Annotated in this window: 18 protein-coding genes and 3 pseudogenes; 10 read left to right on the top strand and 11 right to left on the bottom strand. The window is 56.0% G+C overall.

Annotated elements, in window-relative coordinates:
- Nucleotides 1-92: 92 nt before the first annotated feature.
- The 4 genes from SGP1_RS35395 (at nucleotide 93) to SGP1_RS25115 (ending at nucleotide 2,780) form a co-directional block, all read left to right on the top strand.
- The gene (locus tag SGP1_RS35395) at nucleotides 93-806 is read left to right on the top strand and encodes an ABC transporter substrate-binding protein (RefSeq protein WP_198408754.1); all 714 of its coding nucleotides are present in this window, start codon (nucleotides 93-95) and stop codon (nucleotides 804-806) included.
- 70 nt (nucleotides 807-876) lie between these two features.
- Nucleotides 877-1,554 carry an ABC transporter substrate-binding protein gene (locus SGP1_RS35390; protein ID WP_198408753.1) on the top strand — a complete coding sequence of 226 codons (678 nt, stop codon included), beginning with the start codon at nucleotides 877-879 and terminating at the stop codon, nucleotides 1,552-1,554.
- 99 nt (nucleotides 1,555-1,653) lie between these two features.
- The gene (locus SGP1_RS20435) at nucleotides 1,654-2,532 is read left to right on the top strand and encodes an MFS transporter (protein ID WP_148203611.1); all 879 of its coding nucleotides are present in this window, start codon (nucleotides 1,654-1,656) and stop codon (nucleotides 2,530-2,532) included.
- A complete protein-coding gene (locus SGP1_RS25115; RefSeq protein WP_050747882.1) occupies nucleotides 2,514-2,780 on the top strand; it encodes a hypothetical protein in 267 nt (88 codons plus the stop codon). The genes SGP1_RS20435 and SGP1_RS25115 overlap by 19 nt, the downstream gene beginning before the upstream one ends.
- A 591-nt stretch (nucleotides 2,781-3,371) precedes the next feature.
- On the opposite strand, the gene SGP1_RS20430 is transcribed toward SGP1_RS25115, so the two are convergent.
- Nucleotides 3,372-3,893: a nitrilase-related carbon-nitrogen hydrolase gene (locus SGP1_RS20430; protein WP_050747881.1), complete on the bottom strand. Its 522-nt coding sequence runs from the start codon at nucleotides 3,891-3,893 to the stop codon at nucleotides 3,372-3,374.
- Nucleotides 3,894-3,968: 75 nt separating this feature from the next.
- Here SGP1_RS20430 and SGP1_RS28500 point away from each other — a divergent pair.
- Nucleotides 3,969-4,094 (top strand): annotated as a pseudogene (locus SGP1_RS28500) (hypothetical protein); the annotation flags it as partial.
- A 27-nt stretch (nucleotides 4,095-4,121) separates the two neighbouring features.
- On the opposite strand, the gene SGP1_RS20425 reads toward SGP1_RS28500, so the two are convergent.
- Entirely contained in the window at nucleotides 4,122-5,180 is a 1,059-nt protein-coding gene (locus SGP1_RS20425; protein ID WP_011412030.1) for a type III polyketide synthase, read from the bottom strand.
- A gap of 445 nt (nucleotides 5,181-5,625) precedes the next feature.
- Between SGP1_RS20425 and SGP1_RS20420 the strand changes: the two genes are divergently transcribed.
- The gene (locus tag SGP1_RS20420; RefSeq protein WP_158302461.1) at nucleotides 5,626-6,555 is read left to right on the top strand and encodes a DUF2974 domain-containing protein; all 930 of its coding nucleotides are present in this window, start codon (nucleotides 5,626-5,628) and stop codon (nucleotides 6,553-6,555) included.
- Here the strand turns inward: SGP1_RS20420 and SGP1_RS20415 are convergent.
- Together SGP1_RS20415 and SGP1_RS20410 are read right to left on the bottom strand one after the other, a co-directional pair.
- Nucleotides 6,546-7,322, bottom strand: a complete 777-nt coding sequence (locus SGP1_RS20415; RefSeq protein ID WP_050747879.1) for an NAD(P)/FAD-dependent oxidoreductase — start codon at nucleotides 7,320-7,322, stop codon at nucleotides 6,546-6,548. The genes SGP1_RS20420 and SGP1_RS20415 overlap by 10 nt on opposite strands.
- Nucleotides 7,323-7,470: 148 nt before the next feature.
- A pseudogene (locus SGP1_RS20410) lies at nucleotides 7,471-7,671 on the bottom strand (RcnB family protein); the annotation flags it as partial.
- Between SGP1_RS20410 and SGP1_RS20405 the strand changes: the two are divergent.
- Nucleotides 7,597-7,863, top strand: a complete 267-nt coding sequence (locus SGP1_RS20405) for a hypothetical protein (RefSeq protein ID WP_148203610.1) — start codon at nucleotides 7,597-7,599, stop codon at nucleotides 7,861-7,863. The pseudogene SGP1_RS20410 and the gene SGP1_RS20405 overlap by 75 nt on opposite strands.
- Before the next feature lie 454 nt (nucleotides 7,864-8,317).
- On the opposite strand, the pseudogene SGP1_RS28495 reads toward SGP1_RS20405, so the two are convergent.
- Nucleotides 8,318-9,257, bottom strand: a pseudogene (locus SGP1_RS28495) (IS5 family transposase).
- 64 nt (nucleotides 9,258-9,321) lie between these two features.
- Nucleotides 9,322-9,660, bottom strand: coding sequence for a hypothetical protein (locus tag SGP1_RS20390; protein ID WP_158302460.1), 339 nt, complete (start codon nucleotides 9,658-9,660; stop codon nucleotides 9,322-9,324).
- A gap of 440 nt (nucleotides 9,661-10,100) precedes the next feature.
- Here SGP1_RS20390 and SGP1_RS30320 point away from each other — a divergent pair, with 440 nt between their 5' ends.
- A complete protein-coding gene (locus SGP1_RS30320; protein ID WP_148203609.1) occupies nucleotides 10,101-10,316 on the top strand; it encodes a hypothetical protein in 216 nt (71 codons plus the stop codon).
- Between the two features lie 135 nt (nucleotides 10,317-10,451).
- Here the strand turns inward: SGP1_RS30320 and SGP1_RS20375 are convergent, their stop codons facing one another.
- From SGP1_RS20375 to SGP1_RS20360, 4 genes are read right to left on the bottom strand one after another with little or no spacing between them, the layout of a single operon-like run.
- Nucleotides 10,452-10,922 carry an NUDIX hydrolase gene (locus SGP1_RS20375; RefSeq protein WP_243466119.1) on the bottom strand — a complete coding sequence of 157 codons (471 nt, stop codon included), beginning with the start codon at nucleotides 10,920-10,922 and terminating at the stop codon, nucleotides 10,452-10,454.
- Nucleotides 10,923-10,946: 24 nt separating this feature from the next.
- Nucleotides 10,947-11,216, bottom strand: a complete 270-nt coding sequence (locus SGP1_RS20370) for a hypothetical protein (RefSeq protein ID WP_148203608.1) — start codon at nucleotides 11,214-11,216, stop codon at nucleotides 10,947-10,949.
- 45 nt (nucleotides 11,217-11,261) lie between these two features.
- A complete protein-coding gene (locus SGP1_RS20365; RefSeq protein WP_041867253.1) occupies nucleotides 11,262-11,720 on the bottom strand; it encodes an MFS transporter in 459 nt (152 codons plus the stop codon).
- Nucleotides 11,695-12,297, bottom strand: a complete 603-nt coding sequence (locus tag SGP1_RS20360; protein WP_011412027.1) for an IS110 family transposase — start codon at nucleotides 12,295-12,297, stop codon at nucleotides 11,695-11,697. Before SGP1_RS20360 ends, SGP1_RS20365 begins: the two co-directional genes overlap by 26 nt.
- Before the next feature lie 301 nt (nucleotides 12,298-12,598).
- Here SGP1_RS20360 and SGP1_RS36850 point away from each other — a divergent pair, with 301 nt between their 5' ends.
- Entirely contained in the window at nucleotides 12,599-12,772 is a 174-nt protein-coding gene (locus SGP1_RS36850; RefSeq protein ID WP_083765003.1) for a LysR substrate-binding domain-containing protein, read from the top strand.
- A complete protein-coding gene (locus SGP1_RS20355; protein ID WP_162010789.1) occupies nucleotides 12,709-13,032 on the top strand; it encodes a hypothetical protein in 324 nt (107 codons plus the stop codon). Before SGP1_RS36850 ends, SGP1_RS20355 begins: the two co-directional genes overlap by 64 nt.
- A 196-nt stretch (nucleotides 13,033-13,228) precedes the next feature.
- Here the strand turns inward: SGP1_RS20355 and SGP1_RS20350 are convergent, their stop codons facing one another.
- Entirely contained in the window at nucleotides 13,229-14,092 is an 864-nt protein-coding gene (locus SGP1_RS20350; RefSeq protein WP_011412025.1) for a YicC/YloC family endoribonuclease, read from the bottom strand.
- Nucleotides 14,093-14,180: the final 88 nt, after the last annotated feature.

The raw sequence follows: 14,180 nt of genomic DNA, 5'->3' as shown, positions 1-14,180 counted from the left end.
GGCGGGCAGCACGTTGCCTGTCATTTTCCTCTTCTCCGCGCGGCACACGCTTCCGCCCGGTCCGGTGCCATTATTTTCAAGGAGATACATGCATGAAAGGCCTTTCGATGAACAGACGCGAGTTGATTAAAACGCTGGCGGTGCTGGCCGCCGGCGCGTCCGGCTCGCTGGTGGTGGGCGGTCAGCGGCGAGTTTTCGCCGCCGATAGCCATAACAAGGTGCTGTGGGTGCAAAATGACCTGGACATTACCAATCTAGACCCCGCCAACCGCAGCGGCTGGTATGACGAAATGGTGATGTTCGCTATTTATTCCGGGCTGTGCCAATACAAACCGGGGACCGAATGGGGCTGGCAACTGGATGCAGCACAATCGCTGGAGCAGGTCGACCCGCTCACTATCCGTTTCGCGCTGCGTCCCGGCATCCAATGGACCGGCGGGTTTGGCGAAATGACCGCCGAGGACGTGAAATACTCCTACGAACGGTTTTTAAACAAAGAGCTGGCGGCGATTTATGCCTCCGACTGGGAAGCGCTGGAAGCCACCCAGGATAAAAAAATCGGCACCGCGTCCGCGGCCTGCTCCGGGCATTACAAGATCGGCGATTGGCAGCCGCGGGAGCGGTTGACGCTGGTGCGTAATGAAGGATGGAACGGCCGCCGCAGCGAGTACGATCAAATTCAGCTGGTGCCGATTGGTGATTTGAATACCGTCCAGATCGCGTTTGAAGCCGGCGATCTGGATATGACCAAAATTAACATTAGCGCTATCGGTAAATACCGCGACGATCCGGGTGACAATCTCTGACCGTACGGCCTGCGCTGGCCTACACCTGGCTCGGCATGAATGTGGATCACCCAAACTGAAAGATGTGCAGGTGCGTTGGGCTATTCAGCAGGCTATCGACGTCCCTGGCATTCTGGATGCCACCTTCGGCGGCGCGGTAAAACCGGCCTATGGCCTGGTGCCGCCGCCGCTGGCCGGCGCGCGCAGCAAAAATATCTATCCTTACGATCCGGCGCAGTCGAAAGCGCTGTTGAAAAAGGCCGGTGTTACGGGGTTGCAGCTCCGTCTGGAACTTTCTACCTCTACCGATGCCGATGGCGGGACCGTGGCCCAGGTCATTCAGGCACAGCTGGCGGAAGTGGGGATCGATCTCAAAATCAACCAAATGGACGGGGCGGCGTTTGTCGCCGCGGGGCAGGAGTCGGAAGGGGATGCCTGGAAGGATTCCCAGTTGCGTCTCACCACCTTTACTACCGCGCCGGACGCTAGTTGGGTCACCGCCTGGTTTACCTGCGATCAGGTCGGTATCTGGAACACCCAGCGCACCTGCGACAAAAAGTGGGATGCGCTCAATGCCGCGGCCGCGGTTGAGCTGGATCAGGCGAAACGGGCGGCCATGTATGTCACGTTGCAAGACCAGTTGGAAGAGACCGGTGCCTATGTCTTTTTATACCACGGCAGCAACGCTTGGTTGACGCCGAAAACCGTGCATGGGGCCTGGACGCCCGATGGCCAGTGGCTGTTGTTTCGGGATGTTACCGGCGCCTGAAATGCCGGTTATCTGCCCGGGCGATGCAGCCCGGGATCTTGTCTCGCCGGCATTCCCCTTGAGGGAAGCTGTAGCGCGCGGCCGTTTGTGGGAGTTTCCTTGACTATTGCCCGTTTTTCCCTTTCGCCTAAAAAGGGATTGCGTCCTTCAGGCAACGCCTTGCGGCACGCCAATTATCGCCGATTTTTCGGCGGACAACTGCTGTCGGTTATTGGCAATTGGGTCCATACTATCGTCCTTGGCTGGCTTATCTGGCGTTTGGGGGTGTCATCGCCCGTATTGCTGGGAATGTTGGCGTTTTGCAGCCAGGGGCCGATTTTATTTTTCGGCTTGTTTACCGCATTTGATTTACCCGGCCGGCAGTCGCTGGTGGTCGATTTGGTGGCGCACGACGATTTGGCGAATGCGCTGGCGCTGAATTCGGTGATTTTCAACGGCGCGCGCCTGATAGGACCGGCGTTGGGCGGCGTATTGGTAGATACCGTCGGCGAGGGGTGCCCGCTTGACTGTGGCGGTAGCGCGCCAGAGTTTCAGGCCGATCAGCGCAGCGATGACGGCCTGTCGTTGTGCTTTGATACGCCGTGGCTGACGGCGCCGTTGTCGCTGGACGTTGCGGTGGCCTTCGATTACCCCTCGGCGTTGCTGGTGCTGCAGCTGAATGAAGTAAGCGCCGACGGACACTCCGCGCGGGTGACGTTCGGCGTACACCGGCTTACGCGTCCTAAGGGCGTCGCGCCGGGCGAGTCATTCCGCGTCAGGTTATCGATTAAAGGGTGGCCTATCGCTTTTCAGCCGGCTGCGGCTGGCGCTTTCTACCGCCTATTGGCCAATGGTTTGGGCAGAGCCGGGTCAAGGACCGGTGCAGCTGTGGACGGACGGCGCGTTATTACAGTTACCGGGCTCTGGAGACGCCATTACCGAAGACGGGCCGGCGTTCGGCGCTGCCCCATCCCCATGAGGTGGTGGCGCCGGAGGTGACCCGCCGCCAGGTGGAATGGGTTGTTGGCGCGGGCATACATCGGGTGGTCATGGACGTGCAACGGCAGCAAACGCAGATTGGCGAACTGCGCTTCGGCAGCCAAGGACACGAAGTTTACACCATTGGCGCGCTGGCGGAGAGCGCGCGCATGGAAGCCCATCGTGTCCAGCGTTACACCCGTCCCGGTTGGGATATCAAGCTGCAATGCGACACAGAGCTCGCCTGGCAGGCGGGGGGTTGGTGTTGACTTCGCGTTATCAGGCGTGGGAAAACGAGGTCTCGGTATTTAGCCGCGAATGGTGCCATCGTTTCCCCTCTCGCCACCGCGATGAAAACGGCGGCGGGGATAGCTGAAACACAGCGAAAATGGTACAGTCATGGTAAACGGGGACGGCGTGTGGTCGTTCGCGCCAAACCGGGCCCGCGCCAGCTGGAACGCTTATTCAACCGACATTTTGGCAAGACGCCGCAGCGTTATTATCTGGAGCTGCGGCTGGAGTAGGCGCGCGAGATGCTGATTTACTCCGACCGGTCGATTATCGATATTGCTGTCTCGGTGGGATTCAGTTCCACGTCCCATTTCGCCGGCTGGTTTCGGCGCACCTTTTGGGGGCTCCCCGGGGGGCGTCAGCGCCGGCGCGATGAGCGGCATTACCGCGAGGCGCTAATTAGCGGGCATAACGCCGTTGAGGTACCGGTCATGGCGGCTATCGGTCGCCCAGGGATGCAGCCGACGCCAGCGCGTCAGCGTTTGACGGTCCAGCGTGGCGCTGAGCGTGAAGGCGTCCGCGGCAGGCGCGCTGGCCAGAATGTCGCCGTCGGGGCCGACGATGCGGCTTTAACCGATACAGGCGAATGCGCCATCGCCGTCACCGCGGTTGGCAAAAGCGATGTAGCAGCCATTTTCGTACGCCCGCGCCGGCACGACATGGCGCGGTACCACGTCATAGCCGCTGGTCGTGGCGCTGATACACAACAGGCAATCCATACCGGTCAAGGCCTGGGCGCGGACCAGCTCCGGAAAATCCAGGTCATAGCAAATTGCCATGCCGAAACGGAACCCCCGCAGTGAAAATCCCGTCAGCCGATCGCCGGTGCGAAATAACGCCTGTTCATACCCCGACCAGAGATGGAGCTTACGGTAATTGGCGCAGACGTTGCCCTGCGCGTCAATAGCCATCATGGCGTTATAGCGCGCTTCGCCATCACTTTCCGCATAGCCGAATACCAGCGCATGACGCCGCGCACGCGCCATGCGCCGGATGGCATCCTGGTGTTGATACCCGCACAGCGCCAGCTCCGGCAACAGCAGCAGATCCGCCGCCGGCGCGTCGGCGGTTTGGATGATGCCAATCCTCATGCGGGCTCGTCTCCCTGGGCAGGATAAAATGGAAAGTCGTGCCGCCAGCGCCGGGAGAAACAGTGCTCCTCGCCATCCCAGGCGCATTTACAAGCCTTTTACCGTGGTCTGGGCTTCGCGGCGGTGACGAGTCTGTACGATGAAGATGGCATTCCCCATATCGGCATGCGTTGCCCGCTCTCGTGCACGTTGAAGGACTGACTAACGCATGGCCAATAAGCCGATCCGTTAGATCCACTGCGACAAACTCATTTCGGCGGTAATACCGGGGCCGAAGCCGGCGATAATCGCCTTGCCGCCGCGTGCGAAAATCCCTTTTTCATGCATGCGGCGATAGGCCTCGAACACTACCGAACTGGCGATATTGCCGCAATTGGCCAACGTGTCGCGGCTGAAAGAAAACTGCTCCAAATCCACGCGCAGATACTTGGCAAGATCATCCAGGATACGCTGTCCGCCGGCATGAATAATGCAATAGGCCAGGTTTTCGATATCCCAACCGTGATCGCAGGCTAATTGACGCATCACCGGTGCAAGCGGTTTCATTGTGCCCGGCACGCGCTTGTCCAGGCGGAAATGAAAACCGGTATCTTTCACCTGATAGCGAATCCATTCATCGGTCTCAGGGATCAGATAGCTGGCGTTACGTTCGAGCGAGAGGCCCTCGCCCGGTTCCGCGGTGACAACCGCTGCGCTGATGGCATCGCCAAATAGCCTATCGGAGAGCAGGCTGCCGACATCGCCGTCGGTAGGCTGATAACTCAGCGAGCAAAACTCACAGCTGATGATCAATACGTTACTGCCGGGATGGGCCAGAACATAGTCATGCGCCCGGTTGATAGCAGAGCCGCCTGTGGCACAGCCCAGCTGGGCTATCGGCAATTGCATGGTGTTATCCGGTAGCCCCATATGGTTAATAAGCCAGGCGGTTAGCGACGGCATCAAAAAACCCGAGCAAGAGACATAGATAATCGCGGCGATTTGGCTAGCGCTGGCGGCGGCATTGTTTAGCGCTTGCTCAACCACGCTGGGCACTAAACGTTTCGACTCATATTCAAATACCGCATTTCGGTAGCCGAATCCGGGATGCAGCGTGGCAAGCTTGATTGGCTGTATAATATGTCTTTTCATAACACCGGTATTAATAATCAATTCTATCGATTTTTCCAGATTAGGATTGTCTTTAAAGTTTGTCCTGGCCAAATTAATTGTGTCTTGCTGGGAAATAATGTACTCTGGCAAATAAACTGCGGGCTTGTGCAAGGTTGGTATATTTACAATCTCCATAGATACTTGAATAATAATGAGTTGTCGAGCTGAGCGATTATCCTTGTCGGCGCTCATCTTGTTAAGTTGACTGAAATTTGTCAATGTGCTCTGGCAGAAGAATTAATTTTCCTGCTGGATTTTTTCAGGGAAATTTACAGATATATAAATGGCTTAATTATGGAATTTGCGTTTTGCGCTACCGGGAGAGGAAGATGGGAAATATATGTTTACGCTAGCAGCTATTGCAGGCATTAATAACGCCCCTTGTCTGTCGATCCGCTTGCTGCTGGGGGCATGATGCATTGCGGCGGAAAATGTCCTTATCGCTGGCGCTGGTTCAACCTGCCGGCAATCGCCCGTATATTGGCGGCCAGACCGTGCGATATGATCACTTCCTGCAATATCCGACCCTCGCTATCCTTTAAATTGCCGTAACAACAGCGATATGGCGATGAGGGAAGATATGTTACGACGAATTTTTACGCCGGGCTACGTGCCTGCGTCCCTAACGAATTATCAGGCCGGTGGAAACCGGGCACCGTTTGCCGCGGCGGAGCGTCTGAAAACCGCGGCACGCGCCTCGATTACGGCCGCAGACGGCGGCGCGGTGGTGCAACGAGTCATGCCGGCGACCTCGATTCAGGGCCAGGGCGGCGGCGATTACATTACATGCGGCATTCTGCCGCAACAGGGGGATTATCACTTAGCGCAGGTCGCCGGCGATGTCTACGCTAAGCACTCTGCCCTGCCACCGGGCGCTTTCCGCCGTTTTACCACGGACGAATTGCGCCGCTACGGCTTCGATAAGCGCATGTTGCGCGATCCGAGTTCAGGCTTTCAAGCCAATTTCTATGACAACGGCAGGCAGGTGGCGCTAGCTTTTGCCGGCACCAACGATTTCAACGACTGGCTGACTAATTTACGCGCGTCGTTGGGCTTGCGGGATGCACAATATCGCGCATCGGTAGCATTGGCGCGGCAGGCCAAACGCCGTTTTGGCGACAAAGTGCTGTTTACCGGCCATTCTCTCGGCGGTTCGCTGGCCGCGATCGCCGCCGTGGCGACCGGCTCGTTGGCGGTAACATTTAATCCGGCGGGCGTAGCTGAAAAAACCTTCAGCCGTTACGGGGCCTCTCCCGTCAGGGCGAGATGGCGTTCGGGTAACGGCAGCATCCGCTGTTACAGTGGACAATATGACCCGCTGTATTGCGTGCAACGCTTGCTGCCCCTGCTGCCCAGGGTGCCGGGGCATCGTATTCTGCTCAGGCCCCCGGAGGATGCTGCCGGTAACGTGCCGCTGCTACAGACGATGGTCTCAATCTGGCGGTCCCACGGTATCAAGAACGTCATTGCGGCTATGGCCCGCGCCGTCAAATCTGCTGCTTATGGATAGGGGGCGCCTTGATCGGGACCGTCGGGGCGGATATCGAATGTCGGGGTGATAAGGACGTGACGGACCGGCGCCGCGGCCGACGGCACCCGCACCAGCAGGCCCGCAGTGGACGAGAGCGGCGGAGCGAGATCCGGTTGGAAAAGCGGGCAATCCGCCCAGCGTCCGCAACAGTTTACGACCCTGTCGGCATAGAGCGCACGGCCGCTTGCCAGGATGACGCCGGTGAATCGATTGCCCTGACGGATAATGCTGGCGACGGGGGTAGTGGTGGCTACGCTCCCGCCGCCGTCGATCACCCCATCCAGCAGGGTCTCTATGTACAGCCGCGTATTCAGCCAACCTTCCCGCTCACACCATAATACCGGCGTGGTCGGTACGGCGTCGCGCGCCAGCGCGGGTTCTCGTGCCAGTAACGTTTCTTTGTCCAGCCAGTGGGTAGGGTACCCCCATGCCGTCAGCTGTTGCGCCTTTGCCGCCAACGCAGGCGCGTCGTGAGGATGACGATACTCGGCGCTGCCGGTGAGATGTAGCCAGCGATGGTGAGGGAAGCGCGCCTGCAGCTCCTGATGCGTGTCTATGCCGGCATCATTCAATCGTTGATAGTCCCGCGGGGTTTTGCCGTGGGCGTTGACCCAGGCGAAAGAGGTGCCGGACGTGCCGCTGACCCGTTCGCCGGCGTTGAGAACGGTCACACTGGTGCCAAGATTGGCGGCCTCAAAGGCCAGTGACGCGCCGATCACTCCGGCGCCGATAATGATGATGTCCATCCACTTTGCCTGTTGATCATTCGCGGGGGCTCTGTCGGCGTTTCGTCGACGTCCGCAAACATAATGGAAATAATGAATTTACAGGTTAATGATTGGGCGGGCGGGACGCAAGCGATGCCGTCCGGGAGCCGTCGCAGGCGCAGGACGATTAATGAGGCAGCATAGTGCTCATTATAATTGAGGTAATGATTCCCGTGGCGGCGGCAATCAGCACATAATTGCCGTCGATATAGGCCCAATGCTCTCCGGGCGGCGGTGCCTGCAGGCCGCGCGCATGCCAATCGTACACGCGATAATCATCGCCGCGAAAACGCTCTGGCGCGGGATGGCCGCGGCCGCCGCCGTGTCCTCCTGGTCCACCCTGACCGCCATGGACCTATTGCCACTGCTGCTGGGATGGCGTCCCTGCGGGCCGTCGGTCCGGGAAAACGCGGAAAAGCTGCTGGTGGCCGCGAAAACCGTCAAAACCAATGCAAGCGTGGTCTTTTTCATCATTGCTTCCTCATTAAACAACTGCCGGGTATTACCTGTTATTGACTAATATGGGATACACTTTGGCGGTATTAAATAACGAAATATCTTAAAAGGTGCGATCTGACCCAGCTTTACTCCGTTTAGTAAATTCTAAACATATGTAACAGGAAAAACGCATCTTGGCAGGTTGTTGTTCGCGGCCAGGTTGAATAGGGGGGTGTTGAACCCTAGTGAGGTAAATCACTCTCGGCGCAGAATGGCAGTAGGGCGTCACGTTCATACAAATAACGTCAACCCTTTCTTGGGGAATATGCGTTAACGAAATAACCCGATAAGTAATGGTTTTTCTAACGTTATGGCCGTATTCGTTATCGTAAATACCTTTCTGGGCTGAGGGCGATTATACGGATGAATGGACACGGATTACCGCCATTTATTGGCATGATAATAAGGTCTACCCTTCGGTTACAGGATAAAGGAACGACTTTGTTGAATAAATCAGAACTTGTGACTACGCCCCCCTAGCAGATCGATTGTGATGCGATCCGGATGCTGTTCGGCATTCCTAACAGCGTCATTTTGTTAAGCGCTTTGACCATCGCCATTGCCTCACCTACCTGCGCATCATAGTCACGCAGACTTAGATGATCGCCCATAAGCGTTTTGAACCGGAATATCGCTGTTTCAGCCACTGAGCGTCGATGATAGCCCACTTGCTTTTTCCATACATTGTTACTGCCGCTTAGATGCTGATTCGCAACGGCGTAGTTACGCTCATGGTATCGGTCTGGCCAATATTGCGCCCCACCTCGTGGAGGAATAAGAGGCCTTATTTTCTTCCTCAGCAGAGCATCATGATAGAGCGGGTATCGTAAGCGCCATCAGCCGACGCTTCCCTGATTTTCCGCTGGGTCTGGTTTATCAGAGCTGGTAGGGCCTGAGCATCCGTCGTACCGCTGATCGATAAGTCAGCACAGATAATCTCATGCGTTACACTGTCTGCGGCCATATACAGCTTACGCCACACCCTCCGTCTGTCGGCACCATGCTGTCGGACTTTCCATTCGCTTTCGCCAAAGACCTTCAGGCCGGTTCCGTCAATGACTAGAGGTGAGATTTCACTACGGGTCGGCGTTTTTATGCTGATCTTAACTGTCTTTGCTCGCTTGCTGATCAGCGAGTAGTCTGGGGGTATCTTAGCGGCAGCACCATCAGTTTAAAAATGACGTCAACGAAGCCCTGTAAAGCGCTTAACGAAAGGCCAAACACGCGTTTCATCATCAAAACAGTGGTGATAGCTATATCTGCGTAGTGAAGCGGCTGGCCACGCCGTTCAGGCGTTGTTTTTTCCATCCATGCAACAATTGCCGACTCATCCAGCCATATCGTCAGAGCCCCACGCTGCTTGAGAGCTTTGTTGTAAGTGGACCAGTTGGTTATTTTAAACTTTTGCTTTGCCATGGAGTGCAGATGTTGAAATGACGGTAGTGATCTGAGCAGACGATCACCTAAAAGTTATATTTATTCAACAAAGCCTAAAGGAACATGAATTCCGGGTGAGATGAGTCTCCCCGCGAGCAACCACCAGCGCATATGAGAGAAGCAGCGCCACGCCATGCCCGGTAGAATACCCGTGGGAAATAATGCGTTTGGCCTTGGGCAGCGGCAGCTTCAATAGATAGGTTAACACGGGTTCGCATACGATATCCGCAATCGCCCATAGCAGAAAACCAGCGGCCGCAAGATTGAGCTGTCGGGCGGCGCCAAGGGAAAAGTATTGCCCTTGACGATAAATGCCGAATAGCCGGTAAAGGGCAAACATACAGAAGGCCAGCGACAGTAATGGCAGGGTTGTGACAAGCATGCCTAGCGACATTTGCCCGCTATTCGTCGTATTATTGCCGGGTTGTTAATGACTCTCTGGGTTACAAAAAGGCCGAGTCCATAGGTATTGAGCATGATCTCGGGAATATACCAGCTCAAGATGTTAATAATAATCATTAATAGAATTATCAGCAGTGAAATTTTAGACACTACACTGCCGTAATAGATAATAGACTGGTGTTTTTCATCGATTTTCATTATAATGGTATAATCTGCGGGAAGAGAGAATATTTTAGTGGCTTCTGGGTAAAATATTGACGCAGATAATTGCTCAGGGTCGTTTCTTGTTATTTTTTAAATCATCGTAAAATGTCGGTTCATTCAGTGCGCAGTGTTTATATTGCGCCAATAAATAATACCAACCCGGGCCCCCGGCTTTACCTTTAACTCGCTCAGAGGGCTTGCTCTCTGGCGGACGCCGTGTTTGACGAGCGACACGACATTCGGCGCCGCGGCCCTGTAGGGTCCCTGCCGCGCCTGTTTACCGATGCCGCCGGCGACAATCCTTCCGCCAGCGACGATAAGGTCATCGACCAAGTCGATGCGGATGGCGCGGGGGGAGATGACCGTCACGTCAGAGGGGATTGGCATGTCAGCGTCAATCGAACCAGGCGTCGGCGTCCGCTGCGTTCTTGATGATGTCCAGACTGGTATAAATCTCTTCGGGGACGATACGGGTGAGGGACAGCGGCGGCAACCTCTCCGGATCGAAGAAACCGATATCCAGCGATTAAGGTCTTAAGCGCAACGCGCCGCCGCGGCAATGGAAAATCAGTTTATACACGTGCCAGGGATAGGGGGATTGCCGTGCAGGTTACGATCCCATAATCCAAGCAGGCGGGTCGCCTCCACCTGTAGCCCGGTCTCTTCCCTGACTTCGCGGCAAACCGCCATGGATGGACGGTCGCCAACATCGGCCCAGCCGCCGGGCAGACTCCAGGCTGAATCGTCCGCCTCCTTGACCAGCAGGATTTTGCCCTGGCGCAGAATCAGCGCGCGGGTGTCGACCTTTGGCGTGGCATAGCCCTCCTGCTGTTTAAACGCACTGATAAACGTCTGGGCGTCGGTGGGGGAGAGCTGCGCAAACAGCGCGCCGGCGATATCGCGAAGTTGTTCATAGCGTTTGATATCGTATGCGTCAGCGGCGTAGGTCAGGCCAGTTTGCGCAATTGCCTGAATTCTCTGTGCCATGGCCGTTAAGGCCGTGCTGGCAGCTTCGGATGAGTCCGGTAACGTGGACATAATTCCTTCCAATGGGACGAAGCCTTATTCACCGCACGTGGCGCGCACCTGACGTTGCGCCCATGCCCATATCATCAGACCGGCGAAGGCGATAACCATGCCGGTAGACAGTAAGCTGGGGGTACCGAGGCGTTCGAGCAGTAACCCGCCCGCCATCGCGCCGCCGCCGATACCGATATTGAACGCCATGACATACAGCGCCGAGGCAAATTCGGCCTTATCGGGCGCGAGCGTAATGACCCAGCTTTGCAGCGCGATAATCAAAACGGCAATGGCGCCTCCCCAGAGAGCCATAACAAGCCAGGAATAACCCGCCCAAGGCCGGGCCGTCAATATCAGCTATAAACTGACGAACACGCCGGCCCCGGCGAGCGCGGTCATTATTGCCGGGCGCAGAGAAAGTGTACCGGAGAGCAGCGTGCCGAGGGCGCCCGCCACGCCGAAGAGTAATAAATGGAGCGGGATCGCAGCCCTGGCAATGTTGAGCTGTGAATGCAGCAGCGCGGTGATATAGGTGTAACAGGTGAAATGGCCGGTCACCATCAGCAGCGTAACGCCAATCGCGCCCAATAGCGGCGCTGAGGGTGTTTCTGTTTGGGGTTTAGCTCTCGGGATATCGTCTTGCAGCGACGGTAACCAGAGATAGCTGGCAGCGAAAATCATCAGCCCCAGCATCCCGAATAGCGCGAACCCCCGCTGCCAGCCGAAAGCCTGGCCGAGTGCCGCCACAATGCGCAATATCATCAGCAGCCAATAGATACCGTCTTGCCAGTTATCTTGCAAGACATATTCCAGCATCGAACACCTGTCCTGATTTCAGCACTCCGTAAGCTTGTTGCAATAGTTTCTTCATTGCCGCACACACGACAACTTTCCCTGATTTATTACGTGCATTCATACGCTCTTTCAGCGCTATTATTGCTGGGTTATAGCGCATTGCCGTCAGGGCCGGCATATACAGGGCTTTACGTATCATGGCGTTGCCCACCTTTGATATCCGACTTTTACCTTTCCACAGCCCAGACTCCTGCAACATCGGATTCAGACCAGCACGCGCGATCATGCGTGCATCGCCTTTATCTGTCTTGTTACGACTCAGTTCACTGCAGCCGAATGATTTTATGCGTGCTGGATTTTCCACGCTCACAGCGTAACCTGCATCAGCCAGGAAAGTAGACAATGGCTCACTGTAAGCACCTGTTGCTTCCATGCATATATGGCAGTCACCGAACGGCTCAAGCCATTTTTTCAGCGCATCGAAACCCTTAGGCGTGTTAGAAAAGGCTTTGGATTTGTAGGCTGCTTTACCTTTCCAGACTGCAACGTCAAATTTCTGGGAAGCAACATCAATGCCGACAGGGGTGAGAATTTGCACGTGCTATCTCCTTCTGGGTGAATCAGGAAACCGCCATGACCTTCCTTATAGATACGTGCTCCAGGCACAGGATACCGTCCAGTCTTGAAGGCGGGAGATAAGTCGTGGGGGATGAATCTATTGGACAGGCTCTAAGCCCGAGGGAGGGTTCCATCTCACCCACGACTTCCCGATGATCAGTCGGGGAGCATAATACCCTGAGTACAATGATCGAGATATAAGTGGAGGGTTACGATGGCCAGGCCATTGCACACGGCGATGATGGCCAGCAGCCATAAAAACAGCACGCGCCTATCGACCCATGGTGTGCAACAACATGCATGCGCGGCGAGATTTCGCCAGAAAGGGCCTGGGGCTTGCCTGGTTGCCCGATTATTACGTGCAGGAGGATCTTCGGCGGGGGGCGTTGGTGTGCCTGCTGAACTTTGCGAGCCACTGTGGGAGCTTTGGCCCGCCGGGCCTTTTATGCCGCTGAAAAGCAGCGTGTTTATCGATTTCCTTGGAGAAGCGCTGGGGGAGGCGGCGGTCGCGCATCAAGCGGCGACGAAGACGGGAAGCGATGCAACGTCCCGGCTGGTAAACGGCGAAATGACGTTTGATCGCGACGCGGCCGCCAAAGCGATTGAAGAGCGCATTGCCCGACCGCAGGGCCTGACGGTGGAAGACGCCGCAAGCGGCGTCACCACCTTACGCAGGCACGCTGGCGGTGAGGGAGGGGATCCTGGGGACATCTGAGTTAATCATCAGAAGGTGTGAACTTAAATGCATTTATTTGAATCAAATGCAGATATCTGATTTTAAATGAGAACACGTTTAACTGCACGTTAAGCATGCGCTATAGTGATACGAGACAAGACGTTATAAAACAGAAAGGCCATAATTTTTCATGGTCTTTATATCCTGGTGAGGTAACGCGATAGCGCGTGAAGCCTTACTCGATGTTCTGGATCTGCTCGCGCATTTGTTCAATCAACACTTTCAATTCGATAGCAGATGCCGTCACGCTGGCATTAATGGATTTCGACGCCAGGGTATTCGCTTCGCGGTTAAATTCCTGCATCATGAAATCCAACCGACGGCCTACGACCTCTTTTTTAGTCAAAATCTGGTAGGTTTCTTTTACATGGGCATCCAGGCGATCCAGCTCTTCCGCAACGTCTATTCGCTGCGCCAGCATCACCAGTTCCTGCTCCAGCCGGTTACCGTCCAGCTGCACCTGAGCCTCTTCCAGTTTATTTAGCAGCCTTTCACGCTGCCAATTCAATACCGCCGGCATCTGCTGGCGCACAGTGGCCGCCTCGGCGCTGACACCCGCCAGTCGCTGTTCAATTAATGCTTTAAGCGCGTTACCTTCGGTTTCGCGGGCGCTGATGAAGTCGTTGAGCGTGGCGTCGAGCCCGGACAGCAACTCGGTGCTGATGGCGTCCAAATCCTGCTCCGTCGCGGCCATCACGCCCGGCCAGCGCAGAATGGCCAGCGGGTCTATCTCGCCTTCGTCGCTTTGCATTTTCACCCACTGCGCGGCTTCCACCAGCTGTTTGGCGAGTTTTTCATTAAGTATGAGCGCGCTTTGCGCGCCGGGATTCACATCGAAGCGCAGGTTACACTCCACCTTGCCTCGGGTAAGGCGCAGGCGGATACGCTCGCGAATAGTCGGCTCCAGGCCGCGGAATTGTTCCGGCAGGCGGATGTAGGTTTCCAGATACCGTTGATTAACGGAGCGTAGCTCCCAGGCGGCAGTGCCCCAAGTGCCCTTAATTTCACGCCGGGCGAAGGCGGTCATACTGCGGATCATAGGCGTACCCGTTTATTAAGAAGTTGCTGGGATTATAGCCCCGCTGGGGCAGGCAAGATAGGCATTAGGCGGTGAAGTCCGTATAATG

Source organism: Sodalis glossinidius str. 'morsitans' (genome assembly GCF_000010085.1).
Taxonomy (GTDB): Bacteria; Pseudomonadota; Gammaproteobacteria; order Enterobacterales; family Enterobacteriaceae; genus Sodalis; species Sodalis glossinidius.
The sequence above is the reverse complement of the archived record's forward strand: the minus strand, read 5'-3'. Positions and strand labels throughout refer to the sequence as shown.